The organism is Simkania negevensis Z (genome assembly GCF_000237205.1).
In the GTDB taxonomy this organism is placed as follows: domain Bacteria; phylum Chlamydiota; class Chlamydiia; order Chlamydiales; family Simkaniaceae; genus Simkania; species Simkania negevensis.
This window is the reverse complement of record NC_015713.1, coordinates 1512218-1538448: the sequence shown is the minus strand read 5'-3', so window position 1 is coordinate 1538448 and position 26231 is coordinate 1512218. Positions and strand designations below refer to the sequence as shown.

Sequence of the window (26231 nt, the reverse complement as noted above, 5' to 3'; positions counted from 1 at the left end):
GCTTTCGAAATTTGTCGATCTTAGGTGACCTAGTATTAGAAATATGAGGCTATCTAAGATTGGCAAATTGCAGAAAGTCTAACTTTGAAGTTGTTTGAGTATGTTTTCAGGAAAGAATTCTTTTAAATTCTCAGCATTATAAAAAGACTGGGAAGAATGAGGGAAAACCTAAAAATAAGCGAAAAAAACTAAGAACTCAGGTTACTTAAAGAATTACAGAAAAAGATGCGTTTTTTTAATAGTTGTTTAACTTTGTGCCTGATGAGTTGTACTTTATGCTATGGCATAACATCGACTTGGAAGGGAGATCATACTGCTTCTTGGGATAACAAGAAAAATTGGAGTAACGGGATTCCTGAAAAGGCTGGAGATATTGCTATCTTTCAAGCAAATCCCGAATTTTACTATGTTTTTGCTGAAAATATTTCAATTGGCACCATCCAATTTAACTCTTCCAATCCAGACTTTACGATTACTAATTATGGAGGAGGAGGATCCTATACCTTAACATTTAATAACAATGGGAATCCTCCCGTATTAGAAGTTCTATCGGGAAATGTTGGGACAAATGGCATAAATGCGAATATTGCTCTTGCTAGCCCTTTCGTTCTACATGTGACCAACAATGCTACCCCAGATTTCTGGTTCTTTTCAGCTCTTCCTTCAGTTAGTAACTATACCTATGTCATCAATGGTACTGGAACTGTTGTGATTCAGGATACACCTGCAGCGAATTTCGAAATCGATAGTGGCATTCTCAATGTAAAGTTCAACCTGAGCGGCAATCAGATGTTGAATGTTGCTATTAACTCGCCAGGAACACTCAACCTTGGGTCGAATAATTCTATCACTTCATTAAATGGTTCCGGCACGATAACAATGGGAAGTGCGAGACTTACTATTCAAGGTGGAAATTTTTCTGGATCTATTCAAGGATCTGGTGGATCAATTAGAAAAACCTCATCAAATACCCTCATTCTCACTGGAAATAATACCTATAGCGGTGGAACAACAGTTGAAGCAGGAGTTCTACAAGGAACTACAACAGGATTAATAGGACAAATCAGTACCCAAACTTCTACATCTGTAGTGTTTGATCAAACAACAGATGGGACTTATTCTGGTGCCATATCTGGATCTGGATCCGTCACCAAAAATGGGACAGGAAAAGTGACCTTCACAGGAAATAATTCCTACACCGGCGGAACAACGATAAATGGAGGAACACTTGCAGGGTCAACAACAAGTTTGAAAGGAAGCTTCTCAGTTGCCAACGGAGCAGCGCTTGACTTTGACCAAAGCGCAGATGGAACGTATTCTGGAGGTATTACAGGTGCTGGAAATTTGCTGAAAAATGGAACTGGTAAAGTCACACTTTCAGATTCAGGAACCTATTCATATACAGGAGGAACAACGGTAAACGGAGGAACACTTGCCGGAACAACAACAAGTTTGCAGGGTGCAATCACAAATAATGCTACTGTGACTTTTAATCAGACTGCAACGGGTACTTATCTAGGTGTGATGTCAGGAAGTGGAGCTTTATTCAAAGAAGGAGGTGGAACTCTGGTTCTATCTGGGGCTAACACCTATAGTGGAGGAACGACAGTTACAGCCGGAACGCTTCAAGGGAATACAACAAGTTTACAGGGTGCGATCACAAACAATGCTGTGGTTACCTTTAATCAAACCTCAGATGGGGCATATGCAAGTGTGATGTCAGGAAGTGGAAATTTGACAAAGATTGGAACAGCAAAACTCACACTGACAGGAACAAACACCTATAGTGGAGGAACGACAGTTACAGCCGGAACGCTGCAAGGAAATACAGCAAGTTTACAAGGGCCAATTACAAATAATGCAGCAGTGATATTCAACCAAGGAGGTCTAGGAACATATGCAGGCAACATGTCTGGGACAGGAAGTCTAACGAAAAGTGGGGCAAGCACATTAACTCTATCTGGAACAAACACATACAGTGGAGGCACAACCGTTTCAACTGGAGTACTTCAAGGAACAACAAGCAGCCTGCAACGATCGATCGTCAACAATGCGGCGGTTACCTTTAATCAAACCTTTGATGGGACGTATGCAGGAGTGATGTCAGGTAGCGGTAGCTTAACGAAACAGGGGACAGGAAAAGTCACTCTGACAGGAGCAAATACCTACAGTGGAAGCACGACTGTTTCAGCTGGAACGTTGCAAGGGAATGTGGAAAGTTTTCCAGGGAATATTCTAAACAATGCAGTCGTTACCTTTGATCAAGCCTCAGATGGAACATACGGAGACGTTATATCAGGAAGTGGAAGCTTGACGAAGATCGGGGCTGCAAAGCTCACACTGACAGGAGCAAACACCTATAGTGGAGGAACAACCGTCACAGCTGGAACGCTGCAAGGAAATACAGCAAGTTTACAAGGGCCAATTACAAATAATGCAGCAGTGACATTCGATCAAGGGGGTCTAGGAACATATGCAGGCAACATGTCTGGGACAGGAAGTCTAACGAAAAGCGGAGCAAGCACATTAACTCTATCTGGAACAAACACGTACAGTGGAGGCACAACCGTTTCAACTGGAGTACTTCAAGGAAGTACAACAAGCCTGCAAGGATCAATCATCAACAATGCAGTAGTTACCTTTAATCAAACCTCAGATGGGACATATGCAAGTGTGATGTCAGGCAGTGGAAGTTTGACAAAGATTGGAACAGCAAAACTCACACTGACAGGAACAAACACCTATAGTGGAGGAACGACAGTTACAGCTGGAACGCTGCAAGGAAATACAGCAAGTTTACAAGGGCCAATTACAAATAATGCAGCAGTGATATTCAACCAAGGAGGTCTAGGAACATATGCAGGCAACATGTCTGGGACAGGAAGTCTAACGAAAAGTGGAGCAAGCACATTAACTCTATCTGGAACAAACACGTACAGTGGAGGCACAACCGTTTCAACTGGAGTACTTCAAGGAAGTACAACAAGCCTGCAAGGATCAATCATCAACAATGCAGTAGTTACCTTTAATCAAGCCTCAGATGGGACGTATGCAGGAGTGATGTCAGGCAGCGGTAGCTTAACGAAACAGGGGACAGGAAAAGTCACTCTGACAGGATCAAATACCTACAGTGGAGGCACGACAGTTACAGCCGGAACGTTGCAAGGGAATGTGGGAAGTTTTCCTGGGAATATTCTAAACAATGCAGTTGTTACCTTTGATCAAGCCTCAGATGGGACGTATGCAGGAGTGATGTCAGGAAGTGGAAATTTGACAAAGATTGGAACAGCAAAGCTCACACTGACAGGAGCAAACACCTATAGTGGAGGAACAACCGTCACAGCCGGAACGCTGCAAGGAAATACAGCAAGTTTACAAGGGCCAATTACAAATAATGCCGCGGTGATATTCGATCAAGGAGGTCTAGGAACATATGCAGGCAACATGTCTGGGACAGGAAGTCTAACGAAAAGTGGAGCAAGCACATTAACTCTATCTGGAACAAATTCGTACAGTGGAGGCACAACTGTTTCAACTGGAGTGCTTCAAGGAACAACAACAAGCCTGCAAGGATCAATCATCAACAATGCAGCAGTTACCTTTAATCAAACCTCAGATGGGACGTATGCAGGAGTGATGTCAGGAAGTGGAAATTTGACAAAGATTGGAACAGCAAAACTCACACTGACAGGAACAAACACCTATAGTGGAGGAACAACCATCACAGCTGGAACGCTGCAAGGAAATACGGCAAGTTTACAAGGGCCAATTACAAATAATGCCGCGGTGATATTCAACCAAGGAGGTCTAGGAACATATGCAGGCAACATGTCTGGGACAGGAAGTCTAACGAAAAGCGGAGCAAGCACATTAACTCTATCTGGAACAAACACGTACAGTGGAGGCACAACCGTTTCAACTGGAGTACTTCAAGGAAGTACAACAAGCCTGCAAGGATCAATCATCAACAATGCAGTAGTTACCTTTAATCAAACCTCAGATGGAACATATGGAGATGTCATATCAGGAAGTGGAAGTTTGACAAAGATTGGAACAGCAAAACTCACACTGACAGGAACAAACACCTATAGTGGAGGAACGACAGTTACAGCTGGAACGCTGCAAGGAAATACAGCAAGTTTACAAGGGTCGATTACAAATAATGCAGCAGTGATATTCGATCAAGGGGGTCTAGGAACATATGCAGGCAACATGTCTGGGACAGGAAGTCTTACAAAAGAAGGAACAGGAACTCTTACTCTTTCCGGAACAAACACGTACAGTGGAGGCACAACAGTTAGTGTAGGAACGCTTCAGGGAACGACAAGTAGCTTGCAAGGATCAATCATCAATAATACCGCAGTTATCTTTAATCAAACCTCAGATGGAACGTATGCTGGTGTGATGTCAGGCAGCGGCAGCTTCACCAAACAGGGAACAGGAAAAGTCATCCTGACAGGGGCAAACACCTATGGTGGGGGCACAACCGTTACAGCTGGAACGCTGCAAGGGAATGTGGGAAGTTTTCCAGGAGATATTTTGAACGATGCAGTGGTTGTCTTTGATCAAGGCTCAGATGGGACGTATGGAGATGTGATATCAGGCAGTGGAAGCTTGACGAAGATCGGAACTGCAAAGCTCACGCTGACAGGAGGAAACACCTACAGCGGAGGCACGACAGTTACAGCCGGAACGCTTCAAGGAGATGTGACAAGTTTACAAGGTCCGATCACGAACAATGGAGTAGTTGTTTTTGATCAAAGCTCAGATGGGACGTATGCAGGAGTGATGACAGGAAGTGGGAATTTGACGAAAATCGGAACTGCGAAGCTCACGCTGACAGGAGCAAGCACGTATAGTGGAGGGACAACGGTTACAGAAGGAATTCTTCAAGGTGATACGGGAAGTCTTCAAGGAAATATCGGAAATAATGGTGAAGTGATCTTTGATCAAGGCTCAGATGGAACATATATAGGTAAGATGTCTGGGACCGGAAGTCTAACGAAAAATGGAGCAAGCACATTAACTCTGTCTGGCGCAAACATCTATAGTGGAGGTACGACTGTTTCAGCTGGAACGTTGCAGGGAACTACCACGAGCCTGCAAGGATCAATAGTCAATGATAGCTCAGTGATCTTTAATCAATCTACTGATGGAACGTATGCTGGGATCATATCAGGAGGTGGAAGCTTAACTAAACTAGGCTCTGGTACAGTTATTTTAACAGGAGCAAATTCATATAGTGGAGGGACAACTGTTATAGCAGGAACTCTTCAATGCAATAGTGGAAGTTTATCTGGCGATACCCTAAACAATGCAGCAGTTGTCTTTAATCAAACCTCAGATGGAACGTATGTAGGCGTGATATCAGGCAGCGGAAGTTTAACCAAGATCGGGACTGCGAAGCTCACACTGACAGGAGGAAACACCTACAGTGGAGGCACAACTGTTTCAGCCGGAACGCTGCAAGGAGATGTGACAAGTTTACAAGGGTCGATGATAAACAATGCCGCAGTGATCTTTGATCAAGCTTCAGATGGAACGTATGCAGGGGTGATGTCAGGAAGTGGGAATTTGATGAAAATAGGGACTGCAAAGCTTACGCTTTCCGGAGCGAACACCTATAGTGGAGGAACGACAGTTAGTCTAGGAACCCTTCAAGGGGATACAGGAAGTCTTCAAGGAAACATCGGAAATAATACCACAGTGATCTTTGATCAAGGCTCAGATGGAACCTATACAGGCAAGATGTCTGGGACAGGAAGTCTTACAAAAGAAGGAGCAGGGATGCTCACACTAACAGGAGCGAATACGTATAGCGGAGGAACAACAGTTAGTGAAGGAATCCTTCAAGGAACAACAACAAGCCTGCAAGGACCTGTCACAAATGATACGATGGTCATTTTTAACCAATCTACTGATGGAACGTATGCTGGGATCATATCAGGAGCTGGAAGTTTAACTAAACTGGGTTCTGGCAAAGTTGTTCTGACAGGAGAGAACACCTACAGTGGAGGAACAACTGTTACGGCAGGAACTCTTCAATGCAATAGTGGAAGTATACCTGGCAATACTCTAAACAATGCAGCAGTTGTCTTTGATCAAGGCTCAGATGGAACGTATGTAGGCGTGATATCAGGAAGTGGAAGCTTAACGAAGATCGGGACTGCGAAGCTCACGTTGACAGGAGCAAATACCTACAGTGGAGGCACAACTGTTTCAGCCGGAACGCTGCAAGGAGATGTGACAAGTTTACAAGGGTCGATTACAAACAATGCCCTAGTGATCTTTGATCAAGCTTCAGATGGGACGTATGTAAGTAAGATATCAGGAAGTGGGAATTTGACAAAGATGGGGACATCCAAATTAACTCTGACAGGAGAGAACACCTATAGTGGAGGAACGACAGTTACAGCCGGAACGCTGCAAGGAGATACGGGAAGTCTTCAAGGAAACATCGCAAACAATGCCGCAGTGATCTTTGATCAAGGATCAGATGGGACGTATGCAAGTAAGATGACAGGCAGTGGAAGTCTGACTAAGAAAGGGGTTGGGACATTAATTTTAACTGAAGCGAATACTTATAGCGGTGGAACGACCATCGAAGAAGGAACTCTTCAAGGAACGACAACAAGCCTGCAGGGCCCAATCGCTAACAATACGACAATTGTCTTTCAGCAAGGGATGGTCGGTTCCTATGCAAATTTCATCAGTGGTTCAGGAGACCTCATCAAAAAAGGATTAGGAGTCGTTACCTTAAGTGGAGATAACATCTACACAGGAAAAACAACTGTCAGTTTGGGGGTTTTGAATATCACCGGAAGCATCGCAGGAAGTATGACCGAAGTTCAGAGCGGTGCAGCTCTACATGTGAATGGTGAGGTGAAGAGTCCTATTACGACCATTTCAGTAGGAGGGCTTCTCAAAGGATCAGGAAAACTGCAAACGGTTGACAATTCAGGAATTGTTTGGCCTGGTAACTCTATTGGGACTTTAACAGTTGTTGGAAACTATACTCAAAATGCTAACGGTCGCTTACTGAATGAACTCAACTCATTGGGTGATACAGACTTGTTAATTGTGACGGGAACTGCAAACCTAGCGGGAGCATTAACGATTCTTCCACATCCAGGGGTTTATCCTGCAGGGCTGGAATACACTTTCATGACCTATGCTTCAAGAAATGGCAATTTAAATTTAACAGATATCACCTCTTTAGGATTTTCCATCGTCTATCATCCGACTTTTGCGGTTCTCACAAATTCAAATCAAGGAGTCATCCTTCCAGTCCGAAAGAGTAATCTCAAGGGAAACGCCCGTGAAGTTGCAGACTATTTATTTTGCCCGAACTTTTTTCCGTCTAATCCAGACTTATATGAGGTCATGGAAGCGATTGTGACGGTTCCAGCAGATCAGTTTGCTGAAGATCTTGTGAAACTCAGTCCTGTTCAGTTTGGAGCACTTCCTGTGATCGAGCTTCAAAATCAGCGCATGATTGCGGATGTGGTAGCAGAAAATGCTGAAAAATTCTACTGGTGCGATCCTTGTATCTCGAATGAAAATCAAGATCAGCAATGCCGATTAAATCAAAATAAAACCTCAGTTTGGATTGCTCCTGTTGGAAGTTATTATGATCAAGGCTCAATTGGTGGTGAAACCGAGTATGATTCTTACCTTCCCTTTGATACTTATTCTGTTGGAGTAGGAGTGGGAGCGAATCATATGTTTTATGACTCTCTCCAAGTTGGAGGAGCCTTGGGGTACATGTATTCCAATATCGATTGGAATGAAAATAGAGGAAAAGGGCACTGGAACTCGATTTATTTCGGGCCTTCATTTGGATGGGTCATCTCAGAGGGATTCGTGAATCTATTGGTATTGGGGGCATATAACACCTACACGATCGATCGAAACATTCGTTACACAGGAATCAATCGAAGAGCGAATAGTAGTCACCATAGTTACGATGTATTAGCAAGACTCGATGGAGGGTATAAATTTCGAGTCAATATCGGAGGAAACATCGATCACTTTTTTATCCTTCCTGAAGCACGCTTGAGTTATTTGAATATGTTTGAGGAAGGGTATACCGAATCTGGAGCTGGTAGTATCAACCTCAAAGTGGATAGCAAGTATTCCGCCTACTTGCAACCCACCCTTTTGGTGAAGTTTCTTAGAGATTTTTATACTCCCTCAGTTTGTGTAACACCAGTCATTCAGTTAGGTTGGATTTCGAATATTCCACTCAACTCAGGAAAACGAACTTCTCGATTTTACAAACAAACCCTTTGTGAGTCTTCTTTCACTGTGAAAAGCTACCATAAGTCAACGAATCACTTCACCGTTGGTGGAGAACTGGTTTTGAGAACAAATCATGATTGGATCATTGAGCTTGGGTACAAAGCCGACCTTTTCGATAATGCTGCGATCCAAAGCGGTAAAGTCAAGGTTGAAAAGAGGTTCTAATAATCAGAATTCAGGTTAATACCTCAACTCTAGCTTAATTTTTTTTCGATATCTTGAAGCAGTTTCTCTAAATCTTTAAGTTGCTGCTCTGTTTTTTCGACGAGCTCTTTCGGAGCGCGCTCTACAAAATTGGGATTGCTCAATTGCTTCTTTGTTAAATCAATCTGGGCAATGCATTTCTCTTTTTCTTTTTCGAGACGTTTGAGCTCCTTTTCAATGAGCTCTTGAGGAAGAGGAATGATAAGCTTTAAGCTGCCCACTTGCGCTGAAGAGTGAAACCCTTCGGGAGCCTGGGTTTTGATTGATTCAATACGGACAAGCGAAGTGATGATGCCCATATTTTCTTGAAGAAGGTCAAATTCTTTGCCACACCCCTCGACAACAAGATCTGTTGTAGTTGAAGGGGGAAGTCCCATCTCTGCGCGAATATTGCGGATTGCGTAGACGATTTCATTTAAGAACTGGAATTTTTCTTCGATCTCTTTACGGATGTCTTCTTTGCGAAGCACTTTTGGATAGGCCGATACAATACATGCTGGGGAAAGAAGGGCGTCAATTGCCTCTTGCGTATACGGATCTGACGAAGAAGGTTGAATGTGGGCGAAGTGCTCTTTAAGCAGATGGAAAATTTCTTCAGTAATAAAAGGAGCAAAAGGATGCATCAATCTAAGCGATGCAAGTAAGACAATCACGAGAATTTTTTGCTTTGTGGTTTTTTCGCCCCGCTTGCCAAACAGAGTGGGTTTTGACATTTCGACATAGTAGGCGCAGAACTCATCCCAGAAAAACGAATAGCAACGCATCGCAGCACGGTCAAAGTAATAGCCCTCTAAGTGGGAGTGCATCTCCTCAATCACGGTGTTGAGTCTCGAGAAAATCCATTGATCTTCCAAATACAATTTGGAAAAATCGAGTCCCTCGGCAAAGGTTTCGGGTGTGAGATCAGAGAGGTTCATGAGGACAAAGCGCGAACCATTCCACATCTTGTTGGTGAAATTTTTGAATTCTTCAAACCGACGACGGTCGAGATCGATTTGCATCGATTGGGTTGCACTTGCACCAAGTGCCATCCGCATCGCATCGGCTCCATATGTATTGATGATCTCAATCGGATCGATCACGTTCCCTTTCGACTTTGACATCTTTTCCCATTTCGAAGAAACATCTTTTGGCGGGACCTCGCCCAAGTCGAAGGCTTTTTTCTCATCAGGGGAAACGTAAGCAATCCCACCGTCTTTAGCCTTTCTCCAGTAGGACTTACCAAAGATCAGCCCTTGCAAATTCGTTTCAGCGAAAGGAACTTCACCCATGACATATTTTCCCATCATGATCATACGCGCCACCCAGAAAAAGAGGATGTCATGACCAGTGATGAGAGTCGAGTTGGGATAGAATTTTTTCAGTTCGTTTGTTTGATGAGGCCAACCTAATGTACTAAAAGGCCAAAGGGCAGAGGAGAACCATGTGTCGAGAACATCTTCATCTTGCTCCCACTCATTTGGAGCAGCTTTCACTTCAGGTGGAAGATCATCTCCAGCATGACAAATCATGCGAGAGGTATCCTCCTTGTGAAACCAAACAGGAATACGGTGTCCCCACCACAGTTGGCGGGAGATACACCAATCGCGGAGATTTTCAATCCAATGGAAGTAGGTTTGCTCCCAATTTTTCGGAATGATTTTAACTTTTCCTGAGCGGACAGCATCAATCAGATCTTCTTTAAAAGCTGTCATTTTCACAAACCACTGCTTTGAAAGGTAAGGTTCGATGACAGCTTTAGAGCGGTAAGAGACTCCCACGCGATGTGTGTAGGGATCAATTTTTTCAAGAGCGTTGATTTCCTTTAAGCGGGCAACGACCAAACTTCTGGCTTCTTCAGTAGAGAGACCTTCAAATTCGAGACCATTTTCATTCAAGGTGCCATCAGGATTAAGAATATTGATCATCTCAAGACCGTGGCGCAGCCCCATTTCGTAATCATTCGGGTCGTGAGCTGGAGTGATTTTGACAACGCCTGTTCCAAACTCTGGATCGACGAAAGGATCTGCCAAAACTGGGATTTTGCGGCCCACGAGAGGGAGAATTAAGTGCTTGCCAATCCACTTTTTGTACCGTGCATCCTCAGGAGAAACAGCAACCGCAACATCTCCAAGCATGGTTTCAGGGCGAGTGGTCGCGACAATGAGGTGGCCACTTCCATCTTCTAAGGGGTATTTCAAATGCCAAAGATGAGTTTCTCGCTCTTCGTATTCGACTTCGTCATCAGCCAAGGCCGTTTGTGTCACAGGATCCCAATTAACGAGGTAGTCTCCTTGGTAAATGAGACCTTCATCATACATTTTTTTGAAGAGCGTACGCACTGCTTCATTGAGCTCTTTATCCATCGTGAAACGGTGACGCATCCAATCGCACGAGCAACCCAATTTTTTCAGCTGATCAACGATCCGGCTTTCGTTTTCTTCTTTCCACTTCCAGACGTGTTTTAAAAACTCTTCACGCGAATAGTCTTTGCGGCGTTTTCCTTCTGTCGCTATAAGATACCTTTCTACAACAGTTTGCGTTGAAATCCCTGCATGATCTGTCCCAGGAACCCAAAGAGTTTCGAACCCACACATCCGCTTATAGCGGATCATCACATCTTGAAGCGAATCGACAAGGGCATGGCCCATGTGGAGAATTCCCGTCACGTTTGGTGGAGGGAGAACGATGCAATAAGGCTCTTTATCCGATAGAGGATCGGCATGGAAAAGCCCTTTTCGCTCCCAAAAGTAGTACCACTTTTCTTCGACGATATCTGGGTTGTAATGTTTCGGTAGATCTTCGTTCATGACAAATAGAATATATGATTTTAGATGAAATTTAAAGGAATTTGAGAGTTTTCTCGTTCTTTTACGATCATTTGCTCATATTGAGAAGCTTTCCGCTTTTTGCCGAGGCAGAAATAGTAGAGGGAGAGCTGACGATAGAGTTGCACCTTTTCCCAGAGGAAAGCGTTTTGCATCCAAGGTGATTTGAGTTCAATTGTCCCTTTCAAAAAATGGCTAAGGAGGGCGTTTGTAGGAGGGTAGGAAACGTTGAGCAGCGACTCAAAATGACCAAGCGCTCCTTTTTCTCCTTCCTTTTGAGCAAGAAGACACCCATAAAGCGAGTAATAAGGAGAGGTGATTTCTCCGATTTGCTTAGGGAAGAGCTTTTCAGCTTCTTGCTTTTGATCAGAAAGAAGATAGGCCCAAATTTCAATCGGTTTGAGATCGATTTCAATTTTATCAAACTTGGAAAGCTTTTCGAAATAGGGGAGGAGAGAAGAAGCATCCTTTGTGCTGAGCCCTTTTTCAAACAGAAATTTAAGGGTCCGCGCTTCCCGTTTAGAAAGATGGTTAGGGGCAACGCTGAAGAACAAATCAAGGCAATCTTTAATCGGCTTGTCTTCAGACTGAATTGCAATTTCGAGATAGTTTTTAAGCAGCAAACATTCGGGATCACTTTGCATAAACTGCTTTGTGATGATGTAATTGGCAAGTTTAGAGTAGCCCATTTCAAGTAGAGCAAAAAGAGCATTGCCAACAAGGAGGCAGTACTCAGGAGCATCAGAAGAAATTTTCTGCATGATTTCATAGAGAACTGTCGGTTTTGACAGCCAAAACGCAAGCTGAATTGCGAGATGGTTATAGCGCACTTTGTCACTGGAAAAACTCTTTGGCGATTCGATAAAAGCAAGCGATTCCCAATCTGCCGTCAAATGTTCGATTAAATCTTGCGTTTCTTTTGTATGTAAGACATGAGGAACATGCCTGAGAGCAAGTAAAAGAAAGGAATAGGCCCCTTTTCTGTCCAAGCGCGAAGTTTCGTGCAGTCGGAACCCGATGTGCTCTTCAACAACCGGGAGCAGAGGATGCTTGGGATATTTTCGGATCGCTAGTTCTAAACATTTGATTTCTTCTTCTAAGTCACCTTCTGTTCGGTAAACTAGAGATTTCCCCAAGTATTCCAGTGGAGCTCCTGGAGTGCCGTGCAGCTTTTCAAACTCATCAAGCGCGCGCCCAAAAAACTCCTCTTTTTTTTCCTCGCTCGCCTTATTTTTTGCCTGTTCTAAAATGGTGATTCCTGCTCGAAACAGCGCTTCTCTTCCTTCAGCACGTCCCTTAAACGAGTGGGCAATGCGGCGGTATTCAGATAAAGCTTTTCCGTAGTCTTTGCTCGTTAAAAAGGCATCGGGGATCGACAGGCAATTCACCATCACGTTTTGACTTCCAAACAAGATGTGAATCTTTTCTAACTTGAAATCAGTATCGCGAAGCAGCATTCCTAAATGGCCTCCAACAAGAGGAATATGGCTGACATAACTCAGCACCAAATTCCCATCGATCAAAAGACGGACATTATTTTCAATTTTTTCGATTGCGATGGCATATGTTCGTTTTGGCTCGAGAGCGACTTCCGGAATGTGCATCACCTCGACGTTTGAGCGAAAAAGGGTACAAGAAGGATTTTTCTTCGTACCAATCCACAAACAGTATCCATCTTCTAACCCTTTTCGCTCACTTGGTTCTGGAATGCAAAGAAGAAAGCCCACACCTAGGCAGGGTTCTTCGATCTCGAGCGTTGCTTCGATCCGGATGTTGCCCGAATAGGACTCTTTTGAGATCATGAGCATAACCCATTCGAGAACATTAGAAATCCGTGAAACAGCCATATGTTTAGAAAGGAGAACGTTTTCTTGAAATTCCCAATCTTTCGCATGGTCGATCTTAAGTGTTGTTGTTGGAATCCACTCAGGGCAGCCTTCAATGTAATTTTCGAGCTGCTCGATCATTTCATGCACTGATTCGTACCGCTTACTTGGATCAGGCTGTAAACACCGTTTTGCAATGTGCGACAGTTGAGAGGGAATATCTCGGTGTGGAGCGACCTCTTGAGGTTCAATCCATCTTTCGAGTTTCATTTGTTTCCGAAAATCTCGGAGCGAAGGACGGATAAAGGGGAGACGCAAGGTAAGTAATTGGTACAAAATAACCCCTAGTGAATAGATGTCTGTCTGCTCATTAGCTGGTTGTCCTAGCGCCCGCTCAGGAGCCATGTAACCAACCGTTCCCACCACCTTGCCGGGCTTGGTCAAATCATGAGGAGAAGAAGTAGGGACTTCATTTGACTCTTCTTCATCTTCATGCCCCATAGGAAGGGCAATACCCCAATCGAGGATCATGACCTCGCCAAACTTTCCCACAATGATATTTTCTGGCTTTAAATCCCGATGCAAAAAACCCTTCGAATGGGTGTAGTGCATCGCTTGGCAGACACTTAAAAAGATACGGATAAGAGCTGGAATTGACGCACCAATAGGGTGAGGAGTGTCACCAGCCTTTTCCCTATCACGTGTCAGTTTGAGAATTTGCTTGAGAGTATCACCTTCGACATAAGGCATTGTGTAATAAATCTGATCTTCATCTGCATGCAACGTATAAATCGGGATAATCGAGGGGTGGGCCAATTGGGCCGCAATTTTAGCCTCGCTCAAGAACCGTTTTTTGATCGTAGGGTACCGGATGAGCTTTTCTAAAATGCGTTTGAGTGCAACCTCCCGTTCACAAACAGGATCCTTTGCTAAAAAGATCTCACCCATGCCTCCTTTTCCAATGAGACGTATGAGATCGTATTTTCCAATCTTTTTTGGCAGACTATCGCTCATGCCTGTTATTTCTAGATAATGACGTTAAATGCTACTTTGAGAAATAGCTCTTCCTAGGGAAAATTTCATCGTTGTCCTGCTTCGACAACCCACTATCGGGGTTGCCTGTATCGGACGCCTTGAACTTCCCTCCTGGGAAGAGCTATTTCTCAAAGTATCTTTTAAACGACATTATCTAAGAACAAAAAGGAAAACTTTTCAATAACTCTTTTCCTTGTTATCCTCACTCACATGACGAAAAAGCAAATTGTACTAACCGGAGACCGTCCAACAGGTCCCCTTCATCTTGGACACTATGTCGGATCCTTGCGCTCCCGTGTCGAGTTGCAAGACTCTTGCTTGCAATTTGTCATGATTGCCGATATGCAAGCACTTACAGACTATGCAAAAGAGCCGCAGCGTGTCCGCGACAGTGTTCTTCAAGTTGCGCTCGATTATCTCGCAGTTGGGATTGATCCTGAAAAAACCGTTATCTTTCTCCAATCACTGATTCCTGCTCTTTCGGAGCTCACGATGTATTACCTCAATTTGGTAACATGGAATCGTCTCAAGCACAACCCCACTGTGAAGCAAGAAATCAAACAAAAGGGATTTGGAGAAAGCGTTCCTGCGGGATTCATGACCTATCCCGTTTCACAAGCCGCCGACATCACCGCATTTAAAGCCAACCTCGTTCCTGTCGGAGAAGATCAACGTCCTATGATCGAGCAGACGAATGAAATCGTCCGATCTTTCAATCGCATTTACGAAACAGATGTTCTTGTTGAAGCTGAGGCCCGCATTCCTAAAATTGCCCGTCTACCTGGAATCGATGGACAAGCCAAAATGAGTAAATCGCTCAATAACGCCATTTATCTTTCTGACGATCTAGACCAAGTCTCAAAGAAAGTTAAAAAGATGTACACCGATCCAAGCCACCTCCGCGTCGAAGATCCAGGAAAAGTAGAAGGAAACCCCGTTTTTGACTACCTCGATGCCTTTGACACGAACATCGAAAAAGTACAAGAGCTCAAAGATCATTATCAGCGTGGGGGATTAGGCGACTCAGTCGTGAAAAAATACCTTCTCGAAGTTCTCATTGAATTTTTAGAGCCGATCCAAAAAAGGCGCACCGAGTTCGAAAACGATCCGGCAGCTGTTTTAGAAATTGTGCGCAAAGGAACCGAAAGAGCAAACGAAGTTGCTTCTCAGACCTTAGCCGATGTGCGCAGGGCCATGCATCTAAACTATTATGAATAACGATTGGATCAAGGCTACCTTTCGATTCGAAAAGATTCCCCGAAAGTAGGCGTGAGCTTTCATTGGTAGGGTAAGCTTCTTCGAAATCCTCAGGCTTTCCATCAAGATATCCAAGCTTTTGCCGACCGGTATCATGGTCAAAAGATCGGTGTTGTCCTAACAATTGAGGCACGAGGGTTTATTTTTGGTTCAGCCCTTGCTTATGAGCTTTCGCTGCCTCTTGTTCTCATCCGGAAATGCGACGATTTCCCGAAGAAACCCTTTCCCAACAATTTGAGCTTGAGTACGGGACAGATTGCCTAGAAGTTGAAAAAAATGCGCTCCAAAAGGGCCAACGGGTCCTTATTCTTGACGATCTCCTTGCCACAGGGGGGCAGCGGCTGCAGCAAGTCAGCTTGCCAAACAGACAGAGGTAGAAGTCGTAGAAATCGCCTGTCTTCTTGAAATGACCGCCTTTCAAGGAAGAGATTCTCTCTCAGCCCCTTTCTTTTCGCTCTTTCAGATTTGAAAAAAATCACATCTATTTAATAGTTAGCTTATTAAAGTTTATTTAATTATAAATATTTGATATTAAATAATAATATTTTTTGATAATTTTTTATTATATTATTATTGTTTAAATAAACATTTAATTTATGTTATAATAATAACTTGGAGATGGAAAAAAGAGGAGATAGAAGGAGTATGTCTACGACTTCAACACAAAATCCAATTAAATTGGATTCATCAGAAAGTTCACCTTTAATCAGATCAGATAGAGAAAGTTCACAATGGGTGGATACTGCAAACAATGTGGTCAGTTTCTTTGCAAATGGCTTCACTTCATTTGCGCAATTTTTTGTGAGCGCTTATGAGTTTTTATGTGAGCTTTGGACTGGAAGGGACGACGGAATTGGAGCTGTTGCAATTGCAGGAGATGAAGATCTTCTAAAGGCTATAGATGATATATCTATGATTGCAGAGAAAATGTCTGTAAATGCCTTAAATGTTTTCGCCAAAGACCATCAAGGTGAAGCGATTGTGGTATTAACCGAAAATCAAAGTATCATTTCAAGTCACGACCAAATTAGAGAGTTGCTTCCTAATGCAGTCGGAGAAGCAATTCGGGACCAGAAGCGTTTTGTATTTATTCCTTTGATAATTGAAGGAGAATCCCAACTTATTTCAATTGATCTAGTTGCTAGAATCATAAATGCTCCTGGGAAATTAACCCCAGTGATTTCAAGTACTATTCTTGAGAATCTATCCTTTGCAATAGGTTCTAAGCTTTTACCCCACACAGCAACTTTCTATCAAGCGCTAGTAAGTCATGACGAAATAACTTATCCAATGGCGGAGCAGCTTCAAAACGAGTTTCCAGAGGAAGAATGTGGAATTGGAAAGGCATTTTTAGTTGCTTTTGGATTTAAGTCTTTGAAAAGGTTAAAATATATTTTAGATAATTTTGATTCAACGACGCAAACCATACCGAATTTACAACAGAACTTGGGGGCGAAATTTTCTGGGATTCCAAGACAGGTTTCTGATTCCATAAGAGAAATTCTTGAGTTAAAAAGTCATGAATACTCAAAATCTCAACAGCTAGTTGATCTCTTAAATAAAGAAGTAACGGTTTGGTTGGCGACGTCTATTGAGGATTACCAACAGCAAGTGAAAAGTGATTTTAAAGAGAGAATACAACAAAAAGGAATAGAAATGACTCCCTTTAAATGTTCGGTAGCTTACGGACCTCTAAGAGATTCAAAGGCTCAGGCACTTTCTTCAGAACTAAATCGGCTTTTTTAAGAAATATCCTCGAACATTGCTGCGGAGATTTTCGTTTTAGATGGTTTTAATACTCAATGAATTTCTATTTTTCAGTCGGGTTAGTAAAAAGCTGCAAGCAAGTTTGGCTTCACTCCAAAAGAGTGAAGCTTTTTGTCTTTTCAGGTCTACTTTATTGATTCAGAAATTGAAAAACTGAAACCACAGCTAGAACAGATGCACGCTGCTTCTAAAAAATTTGCTCTGGCCAAGAGATGTAAGAGACCTATTGATCAGGACTTCACCGTTACCAAGATGAAGTTTTTTTATTTAAACCTTTAATTTACAAATTCTTAGTAAATTATTTTTCATAAATTTTATCTTTTAATCAACTTATAATTAATTGCTTAAATAAAATAAAATAATATATTGTCACATTATTAAATTTTAATGTGTTATAATACTTGCTTTGGGATACGGAAAGGGATAGGAAGAAATATGGCTACTTTAGACCAAGCTTCAGAACGAAGCCGCTTGCTTGAAGCCACTCATCAATCAGATGCAAATAGCTCCAGCCAAGAATCGTCTTGGCAAGACACAGCTTTACGAGTTCTAGCACTCGTTGGTTGGGTGTTAATATCGATTCCTTTGGTTACACTTTGCTGGACAGCTGACCACATTGCGGAGAATTGGAATGCAATTTGGTCATCACCAGAAGAAGGAGTTGGAGCTGTGATGCATGCTTCCTATAGCTCTACTGGAAATGAAAACTTGTCTCATGTCTTGCCTCAACATCCACAAGAAAAGTCGAGGTTGGCTGATTTTGCTCATGATGAATCAATGTTACATGATTTTGTTGACGTTGACTCGGAAGGAATTTCTGATTCTGAGGTTAAACTTGAAAAGCAACGTGTGACCCAGGCAGCCGTAAAGAATATTGAAGGAGGCTCTTACACCGAGAAAGGAACAGTCTACGCCTACATCGATTTTCTTGAGAGTCAGTATGGAGAGCAGGCTATTTTTATTAAGGAACTCGTTGATCCAAATCCTAAACAAAACATTTTACAAACGAAAATTATTCCAGAAGTGGTCAGAGCCATCGATGAAGGGAAACAGTTTGTTTTCATTCCGGTTGAACAATCATCTCCTCAGAATCATATTGTTCTATTCGCGCTTAATTTGAAAAATGGAGCAATCGAATATTTCGATCCAAAAGGGGAAGCTCCTGGGGCTGCAGAAATCCGCGCCCTTCCCGGTGTTACTGTCAGTAAGTTTCCCAGTATGCTGACTGAATATCTCTTTTATCAAGTTACCAGAATGATTGGAGAAAAAGAAAACCCCGATTTAGTTAAACTTCGAGACATGTTAGCGCAAAAAGACAATGATTCTTTACAAGAAACGCTTCGCAAGGAGCCGATCCCTGGTTATGGCAAGTTAGCTAGAACAGTTTCTTATAAAGGACCTACTCTTGGATATGCAATTCATGGGGTGTTCGCTCATCAAAGCCCTTCGATTCCTGAGCTAAAGAAGGTCATTGCTGCTTGCGAAAAGACAGAATTACGTGAAGTACGAAGCGACCTTTGCAGTGTTTTCTGCTCGACTTTCTCACCTGAAATGCAAGACCAAATTAAAAGGATGTATAGCTCCGATTTTGATAAAGAGAAGCTTAAAGATACTGCAGAAAAAGAGCTAGGTCGTATGCAAAAGATGCAGAATGCGTTATCTAGCTGTGTGGATGATGAAATCATGAGTCGCGGCAGGCCCAAAAACCCCTATAGAAATGGAACAACTAACTACTCCTATGGGAGCAAGACTCCTCATCAAGGACTAGGAGACTGGACAAACTGTGGTCGATTTGTGATGCATTTCATGAAAATGCGCCTTGAGCAAAGCTTGCGACCTAAACCCGAGCAACCATGGTACAGCGATCAAGAACGTCTAGATTTCGATGCTGCAACCAAAGGGGTGAAGAAGCCAAAAGAGATTCGATTGGAACTCATTGCAGATTTATCTTAAAGAGATAATGCTAAATTATTGAAGATAAAATATTTGCAACAATAAAACGGTTAAACTATTATTTATAAATGATTTGAGTGTTTTAAATTAACTATTTAAATAAAATTTTCGATATGTTATAATTTTTATTAAAAGGTAAATTTTTTTGGGGGAATCAATATGGCTACATCAGCTACATCATCACATATAACAAAACACACACCACTTATCGGAGAACACTCAAACTCAGGTTTTTGGGACAGTAAAGAAGGGAAAATCACAACAATTGTGGGTTTGCTTTTTGCTTCACTTATTGTACCCATTGCTCCATTGACACTATATTTTGCTTACCAGATCTGGACAGGCCTTGACAGAGACGAGGGTTCAGGAATTAGCACGACATTTACTGCTGATTTTTATTCGGAAGAAGGAACGGAACAAACTATTGAAGGGAAAAATATTTCTATTGACTCTCTTGGGGAATCTGAGGGGTCTTCTAGTTCTATTAAGCCACCTTCAGAAGATTCGCAAAATAATGTTATTGCGGCAAGATCAGCACCAATAGAACCTAATTCAAAAGAGAGAGAAACATTGTTATCGCAAAAGAGTGCAGTTGAAGCTCTACATTCTGTTCTATCAACAAAGCTTTACGATCATCTTGTTTTCAAACGAGCGTATTTTGATACAGTAGCCTATTGGAACTTACCAGGTTGGAGTTTAGCAGAAGCAGAACAACCGCCCTTAATAAAGGACGTGAAACAATTTCCAGCTTCAGACGACTTAGACGGATGGGAGGAGATGTGGAGCTATGACAGAGAATTTCTTAGTGTCGTTAAAGATCAAGCAGCAACAGAATTAGAAAAAATTAATACACAATTGGAAAACATGCGTTAAGACCTATTAAGTTAACAATGCCTAGTAGGTTTCTCCTCTGATAGAAGCTCTACTTAAAGATTTCAACTTAAACTTCACTCCTTCGGGGGTGAAGCTTTTTTGTTTTCCTCTTCGTGTCCTGTCTCTTATTCAAGGGACGGTCCTTCTCCTCGTTTTGCACGTCTTGAAAATCGAAAAAGGTGGAATAAAAAAAAACTTTAATATGAGATAAGGTTATCAACGTAGGTAAAAGTTAGAGGAGACATCCTTGAAGAAGCAAAATATTCAGCCGCTCCTTTCTCATCCCAGACCTATTTATGCTCAAAGCGTGTGGTTGGCTGCTGTTTTTTTTATTTTTTTTCTCCTTTTGGTTGAATTTAGCATTTGGGATGCGCGTTCTCCTCTGGTTATGAAAAAACTTGTAGCAGTGAGTTCCTTAAAAGTCATTTTCACTCCATATTTGGTCGCAATCATCCTTTTTCAACTTCCTATCGCATTTATGATTGATGAGTATGGTCCTACGATAGTCATAGGTAGTTTCATGCTCATTAGTACGATTGGTATCTTGATGCTCGGATTAAGTTATTCCGCTCTAATTTTATGGACTGCTCTTTTTATTACTGGAATTGGTGTAACTGTCACCTATGCCAATGTTTTTAAACTCATTTCTAACTGGTTTAGACCTGCCTATTTTCCGATAATGGTGGGAGCAACCATTTGCATTGCACATATAGGGGCAGCCTTTGGTCAGCCTCTAGTGGAATTTTTTCTTGCAAATTTCGCTTGGGCAAAAATCTTTACCAATTATGGAATACTGGGAATCATCTACGCTTTATTCTTTTTTTTCATCTTTCGAGCCTCTTCCTCTTCTGCGTCTTATAATATTTTCGCCAATCATCAGACTTCTTTTATAAAAGAAGCCATTTTGACTGCTCTTAAAAATCGTGAAAACTGGCTTATCGCGATTTGTTTTGGCCTCTTTGAAGGGCATAGAATCGTATTTGATGGATTTTGGCACATTGCCAGCTTCGAAGCCTTACATGAAACCTCCCATCAAGCTACATCGCTCTTGAATGCTCCTACGATGCTAGCCTACGGGTTTGGAGCGCTCTTTTTTGGCTGGCTTGCGATGCGGAAGAAAGTACGTAAGAAGCTAATTATCATGGGTGCAATTATTGCGATTTGTGCAAATTTGACGTTTATTTATTTTCCAACCCTTCCTATCCCATTCATTTTAAGTCTCTTTTATGTAAACTCCTTTTTTGCGGGGACTTTTTTCCTCACTGCAACTCTTATTCATGAGAAAAATTCTCCTCAAGTCACTGCAACTGTGATAGGTATGTTAATCGTCTCTCTTTCTTTTTTTAGACTGATTACCGATTGGCTGATTCGCGCGATCATTTACTTTACGGGAATCAATCTTGATGCTTCAGCTTACTCTTCGAATCATATTAAATGGATCTTTTTGATCTTTCCATTATCGGCCTTAATAGGCTTGATTTTGTTTCTTCGAGTGAAAGAAACATACGGCAAACAGAAAATTTAATGTTAACGATTTAAAATCAATAACTTAAGAAATAGTTCTAGTTTTAATCCTTTGATTGTTAATTATTTAACTTTTTTAAAAAATATGTTTAATTAAAATAGTAATATGATATAATAAAGTTATCTTGAACGAAAGTTTAAGATATAGTTATAACAACATATCTCTGTGTCAATATCAAATTAGGGATATAGCTAGTTTGTTTTTTGATTTTTTATAATACCCTCAAAAAACAGAAGAAATGCTTTAACCCTATCTATTTATTATCAATTTTTGATGGATTTTATATCCAATTTATTTTTTAAGATTTTTGTAAGCAATAACTTATGTATTTTTTTTAGAAAAACTGTTTATTGCAGTTTTGATTTTGCATGACATTTTTCTCGAATAGAGGAATGGCTGCTTTCGGTTAATTGCCATCTAGAAAGAAGAATGAAGGTTATCTTTCGGTCTTCTTCGAGAAAAATAGTGCTAAAAATAGGGCCAACTTTATTGGGTCGATCGAGACTTTGGATGGGCTAGTCATCCACTTTCCGATCATTTGAATACCTTAGAGTAAGCTCATAAAATGGGTGTAATCGTAGCTGAGATTACATGAGGAACCATTTGTGCAAAAACATTTTCCAATTTTTAAGGTTTGAAGCTTAAAAACCTTATAAATTGAAAAATTTTTTTGCAGGAAGTTGAGCTCAGATACAAGATTTGAGAAGCTTAAAGCAAAATTTTATATAAACTATTAATAATCAAAAAGAAGGGGACTTAATTTATGACGGCTGACACAGGAAGTATTGGCATTCCACAAAAACCTCCTGGAGAAGATCCATTTCAGGCCAAAAAAGAAGCAGAAGCTCTTAAAGAGCTTTACACAAAGGAGATGCTCGAATTTGACAAAATAGCAATTGCAAATGCTGGGGCAGCTCTCATGTTTTTTGCCTTAGTCCTGAGCAATACAGTTTTAAGTTATCAAGGTGGAGAAATGAACATAGAATCCTCACTCATGGATACTATTTCACTTCTCAATAACGACTTAAACCACATTAACTCAGATATAACCAACATTTTCCAAGATATTAAGAACAAAGATACCAATAAGGAAGGAGCTGATATTGAAAAGTTTGTAAAAGACACTGATCAATACTATATCGACCTGAACTACTACTTCAATACTGGAGGAGGGGGTAAAGAAGCCCCATTCAAAAACGCGGATTTCGTCAAGGAAATTAGCGGCGACTTTGATCCTTTCCAAGTGAATAATGGTCAAAAGACAGAAAGTTTATTTGCTGCGTTTGCCGATCCGAATACAGATTGGACAAAGGTGAGCTCTTCGCTCAAAACCCTGTTTGAAAATGCTTATCAAGGCTCGACCCAAAACTCAAGTGGTTCGGACCCAAGCGACGGCAGCTCAAGTTCGATGAAGCAAATTGATGACGTCGTTTCAAATGCAGAAACTCAGCAAAACCAAATCAATTCAACTGCTTCCACTAACTTGTCGGCAGACCAACAAAATTTCAATTCCTATGAAGGAACGATGAAAAATGTCCTGTCAATGATTACAGGGCTTATTACACACGTGAATAGCCGAATGGGAACTCAGTAACTTTAGACAATAACAAAAGAGGTTTTTTATGAGTTATCAAGAAAATATGCTCATCGCAATTAATAATCAGTCAAGCTCCATTACTGGGCTTCAAATTTCTCAAGCCGCTTCAACGGAGTTGATGGCAGATGTGCTCAATGCAGTTTATAAAGACTCTCAAGAGCAACTCAACCTCATCATGACAATGATGGCAGCAATGAATGCCTTTTATCAGGCTATGAGTAGCAGCAGTCTTCCCGATTTTTTTGAAAATTACTGGAATCAAAATGGAGGTGGCCCACCACCAAAAGGAGAAGACGCTTTAGAAGCAGGGGCAATGCTTTGGTGGCATAATTTTAATAATGAATTTGGACATCAACAGCAAAAAACAAATGGAAGTGATGGTTTACAAAATCCTACTTATCAAAAAAACGGCGGTAAAGAGCATGATAGTTATTTTGATGATCCAGAAAATTGGGTATTTAGCTTCACAATTGATGGGCACCTCTATCAAATCGATGGTAAACAATTTAAAGATGGTTTTCAAAATTATCTTGGGATGGCTCAGTCAGAATATCAATCAGAGCAATCAAGTTTTACAAATTTGGAACAAAGTGACCAAACAACTTTACAAGACCTTCAATCAGGAGTACAGAGCACCGCGCAAGCAGGATCGAATTTACTGGCAACAGGAGGTTCTATGGTGCAAGCCCTAGGATATACGTCAAATCTTTTACAGTCGGCCATGTAAGAAAGGGAGATCAAACATGTTAGAAAAAATAAATCAGCCTTTAAATAGTCAACTTATCTCAGTTGATGAGTTAAATGAGAAAAAGCACTTGGCTTCAGTTTCTCTACTTGCAGTTTTGAACACTGCTATTGATCAAACAAATGAAAACACAAATGACAATGACTCTCATGAAAGCTTGCGACAGGCAATGGCAGAAATGCAAGGAATCTTAGCCGAGCTCATGGGAAAATATGCAAAAATTCAACAAGAATTAGAAAATGGTCAGCTACAAGTTGGAGCAACGGTCGCTAGTGCGTCAAAAGAAGAAAGTGAACTGAGACTCAAAGAAACAACAGATCAGATTAGTAAAAATGAGCAACAAGGGAGACAACAAAAGCTTTTTACTGCTCTTGAAATTATTGGAACAATCATCGGTTCCGCAATAGCAATTCTTACAGGAAACCCTGAAGTTGCTATTGCTTTGATTGCAATGACGATTGCTTCGACAACAGGAGGGATGAGTAAGCTTACAGACGCTCTTTCGAAAGGAATTGCTAAAGGCTTAGAAGCTGCAGGAATGGGCTCGGATGAAGCTCAAAAAGTAGCGAGCGCTTTAGCTGCTGCAATTGTCGTTGTTGCTACAATTGTTGTAACCTTAGGCGTAGGAGCCGTAGGCGGAGCTGCTATAGCCACGTTAGATACTGTTGCAGAAGAAACAGCAGAAGAGGGAGCTACACTTGCCTCCAAAGCAATCGGAGGCTTAAAAAATGGAGTGAAAAGTGCAATAAGGATCTCTGTCATGACGGGAACCCAAGCGACTGCTGGAACGAACGCGATTGTAAATATTTTTGAAGCCGCTGCCGTAAAATCTTCAAATCCAAAATTAAAAGAAGCTTTAGAGATCTTAGGCGAAATTATTCAACTCGTCGTAGCGATTGTTGGTGCAGTTGTAGGTGGTGGAGGTTCGTCGGCTGAATCTTCTGAAAGCTCACTTTTAAACTTAGGTAAGAATTTAATCTCAAAGCTATCGAGTTTAAGTGAAAGATTCTCTTCATTGATGGAAATGGTTCAAGAGGCGGGAGCAACTCTTGAAACGAAGTTGTCATCACTGAGTACCGCAAGACTTAAAGTTCTTGCAACGAGTGCATTGTTATTAGCTCAGGCGCTACCAGCAGGACCTCAAATCGGTATGGGAGCGATCGATATACAGCTAGGGAAACAAGAAGAGATTTTAAGCGAGTTGAAAGCCAATATTAACCAGTTGAAGACTGAGGCTGAATTAAATCAGATGGCGACTAAAAAAACACAAGAGGATACCAAAGTATCACTCCAATCCTTTGTGAATCTTATTCAAAATATATCAAATTACATCGCTCCGATGCAAGCTGAAGCAAGCGTCTTAGCAAGAGCTAGTTAAATAAGGAGGAATTTTATGTCAAACCCACAATTAACAATATCTTCAAACAAACAGAAAGAACCCTCTAGTAGTCCCTATGATTTTTCAAATTTTCAAATGGGAGCGGCTGGAGCTGTTATTGCTATCTTACTAAAGATGAGTGAAATTGATTTAGAAATTGGACAACTTCAAAACACTCTTGCAGCTCTTAATAATAACGCGAGCATCACAGAAGCCAATGCGACAAGCGAACTGCAAAAAGATCAAGGGACCCAGCAGAAAATAGACCAAATATTATCAGGAACTGGCGAAATTGCTGGCGGAGCCCTCAGCATTGGAGGTGCAATTGGAGGTGAAATATATTTCAGAAAAGCAAGCCAAAATCTATCAGAAGGTGAAAAGTACCTCAAACCAGTCGATAAACCTCAAACTGATAAAGTAGCTTCGAATCAATCCCCAGAAAATCTTCCAAAAGATTTTATCGAGAATCCAGAAGTCAAGAAACGCATTCAACAAATGAAAACAGAAATTGACATCACACAATCTCCTGATCAAGTTAAAAAAGTCACTATTGACGGAAGAGAAATATCAGATGCAGATATTTTGAAGTTTGCTAAAAATGAAGATGTGGAAAAGATTCAAGCGCAAGCGAAAAGTCAAATAGACAAGAGAACAAATGAAATAAAAGATGTTGGTGAAAAAATAAACCTACTCACTCCAGGATTACAACATATGCTCCAAGGAAGCTTCTCTTTAGCAGCTGCAAATCGAAAAGAAGTTGCGAAAGATGATGAGGCGCAAGCAACTATTGCTCAAAATCTTACATCACTATTTAACTCAAACCAGTCTGTATTGCAAGGACAATCGACAAGTACATTTGGACTGATCACAGCATTTGCTCAGTATATTGATCAACTAGTGATGGCTAACAAATATAACGGAGGTTAATCAAGCTTTACAAACAAGATGAGAAAGATGAAAAGT

Annotated in this window: 13 protein-coding genes; 11 read left to right on the top strand and 2 right to left on the bottom strand. The window is 41.4% G+C overall.

Annotated elements, in window-relative coordinates; genetic code table 11:
* The first annotated feature begins 261 nt into the window (after nucleotides 1-261).
* A complete protein-coding gene (locus tag SNE_RS13075; protein ID WP_013943815.1) occupies nucleotides 262-8466 on the top strand; it encodes an autotransporter-associated beta strand repeat-containing protein in 8205 nt (2734 codons plus the stop codon).
* A 29-nt stretch (nucleotides 8467-8495) separates the two neighbouring features.
* Here SNE_RS13075 and SNE_RS07615 read toward each other — a convergent pair whose 3' ends face one another.
* The gene (locus SNE_RS07615; RefSeq protein WP_013943814.1) at nucleotides 8496-11294 is read right to left on the bottom strand and encodes a valine--tRNA ligase; all 2799 of its coding nucleotides are present in this window, start codon (nucleotides 11292-11294) and stop codon (nucleotides 8496-8498) included.
* A 20-nt stretch (nucleotides 11295-11314) separates the two neighbouring features.
* Nucleotides 11315-14152, bottom strand: coding sequence for a serine/threonine-protein kinase PknD (pknD, locus tag SNE_RS07610; protein WP_013943813.1), 2838 nt, complete (start codon nucleotides 14150-14152; stop codon nucleotides 11315-11317).
* A 231-nt stretch (nucleotides 14153-14383) separates the two neighbouring features.
* Between pknD and trpS the strand changes: the two genes are divergently transcribed.
* The 10 genes from trpS (at nucleotide 14384) to SNE_RS07560 (ending at nucleotide 26195) form a co-directional block, all read left to right on the top strand.
* Nucleotides 14384-15391, top strand: coding sequence for a tryptophan--tRNA ligase (trpS, locus tag SNE_RS07605; protein ID WP_013943812.1), 1008 nt, complete (start codon nucleotides 14384-14386; stop codon nucleotides 15389-15391).
* Between the two features lie 236 nt (nucleotides 15392-15627).
* Nucleotides 15628-15807 (top strand): type I phosphoribosyltransferase, encoded by a 180-nt coding sequence (locus SNE_RS12780; RefSeq protein WP_013943811.1) that lies wholly within the window; start codon nucleotides 15628-15630, stop codon nucleotides 15805-15807.
* A 268-nt stretch (nucleotides 15808-16075) separates the two neighbouring features.
* Nucleotides 16076-17176: a hypothetical protein gene (locus SNE_RS07595; RefSeq protein ID WP_041418931.1), complete on the top strand. Its 1101-nt coding sequence runs from the start codon at nucleotides 16076-16078 to the stop codon at nucleotides 17174-17176.
* Between the two features lie 456 nt (nucleotides 17177-17632).
* On the top strand, nucleotides 17633-19150 hold the full coding sequence (locus SNE_RS07590) for a hypothetical protein (RefSeq protein WP_013943808.1): 1518 nt from the start codon (nucleotides 17633-17635) through the stop codon (nucleotides 19148-19150).
* Between the two features lie 159 nt (nucleotides 19151-19309).
* Nucleotides 19310-20023, top strand: coding sequence for a hypothetical protein (locus SNE_RS07585; RefSeq protein WP_013943807.1), 714 nt, complete (start codon nucleotides 19310-19312; stop codon nucleotides 20021-20023).
* 247 nt (nucleotides 20024-20270) lie between these two features.
* Entirely contained in the window at nucleotides 20271-21548 is a 1278-nt protein-coding gene (locus tag SNE_RS07580; RefSeq protein WP_013943805.1) for an MFS transporter, read from the top strand.
* 763 nt (nucleotides 21549-22311) lie between these two features.
* Nucleotides 22312-23142: a hypothetical protein gene (locus SNE_RS07575; protein ID WP_013943804.1), complete on the top strand. Its 831-nt coding sequence runs from the start codon at nucleotides 22312-22314 to the stop codon at nucleotides 23140-23142.
* A 28-nt stretch (nucleotides 23143-23170) separates the two neighbouring features.
* Nucleotides 23171-23872 carry a hypothetical protein gene (locus SNE_RS07570; RefSeq protein WP_013943803.1) on the top strand — a complete coding sequence of 234 codons (702 nt, stop codon included), beginning with the start codon at nucleotides 23171-23173 and terminating at the stop codon, nucleotides 23870-23872.
* A 16-nt stretch (nucleotides 23873-23888) separates the two neighbouring features.
* Nucleotides 23889-25268 (top strand): hypothetical protein, encoded by a 1380-nt coding sequence (locus tag SNE_RS07565; RefSeq protein ID WP_013943802.1) that lies wholly within the window; start codon nucleotides 23889-23891, stop codon nucleotides 25266-25268.
* A gap of 15 nt (nucleotides 25269-25283) precedes the next feature.
* Nucleotides 25284-26195 (top strand): hypothetical protein, encoded by a 912-nt coding sequence (locus tag SNE_RS07560; protein ID WP_013943801.1) that lies wholly within the window; start codon nucleotides 25284-25286, stop codon nucleotides 26193-26195.
* Nucleotides 26196-26231 lie beyond the last annotated feature (36 nt).

Bases quoted from the DNA above. Each gene is read 5' to 3' on its own strand.
- SNE_RS13075 (WP_013943815.1), top strand. From the start codon at position 262: ATGAGTTGTACTTTATGCTATGGCATAACATCGACTTGGAAGGGAGAT.
- SNE_RS07585 (WP_013943807.1), top strand. From the start codon at position 19,310: ATGGCTACATCAGCTACATCATCACATATAACAAAACACACACCACTT.
- SNE_RS07595 (WP_041418931.1), top strand. From the start codon at position 16,076: ATGTCTACGACTTCAACACAAAATCCAATTAAATTGGATTCATCAGAA.
- SNE_RS07565 (WP_013943802.1), top strand. From the start codon at position 23,889: ATGTTAGAAAAAATAAATCAGCCTTTAAATAGTCAACTTATCTCAGTT.
- SNE_RS12780 (WP_013943811.1), top strand. From the start codon at position 15,628: ATGCGACGATTTCCCGAAGAAACCCTTTCCCAACAATTTGAGCTTGAG.
- trpS (WP_013943812.1), top strand. From the start codon at position 14,384: ATGACGAAAAAGCAAATTGTACTAACCGGAGACCGTCCAACAGGTCCC.
- SNE_RS07590 (WP_013943808.1), top strand. From the start codon at position 17,633: ATGGCTACTTTAGACCAAGCTTCAGAACGAAGCCGCTTGCTTGAAGCC.
- pknD (WP_013943813.1), bottom strand. From the start codon at position 14,152: ATGAGCGATAGTCTGCCAAAAAAGATTGGAAAATACGATCTCATACGT.
- SNE_RS07615 (WP_013943814.1), bottom strand. From the start codon at position 11,294: ATGAACGAAGATCTACCGAAACATTACAACCCAGATATCGTCGAAGAA.
- SNE_RS07575 (WP_013943804.1), top strand. From the start codon at position 22,312: ATGACGGCTGACACAGGAAGTATTGGCATTCCACAAAAACCTCCTGGA.
- SNE_RS07560 (WP_013943801.1), top strand. From the start codon at position 25,284: ATGTCAAACCCACAATTAACAATATCTTCAAACAAACAGAAAGAACCC.
- SNE_RS07570 (WP_013943803.1), top strand. From the start codon at position 23,171: ATGAGTTATCAAGAAAATATGCTCATCGCAATTAATAATCAGTCAAGC.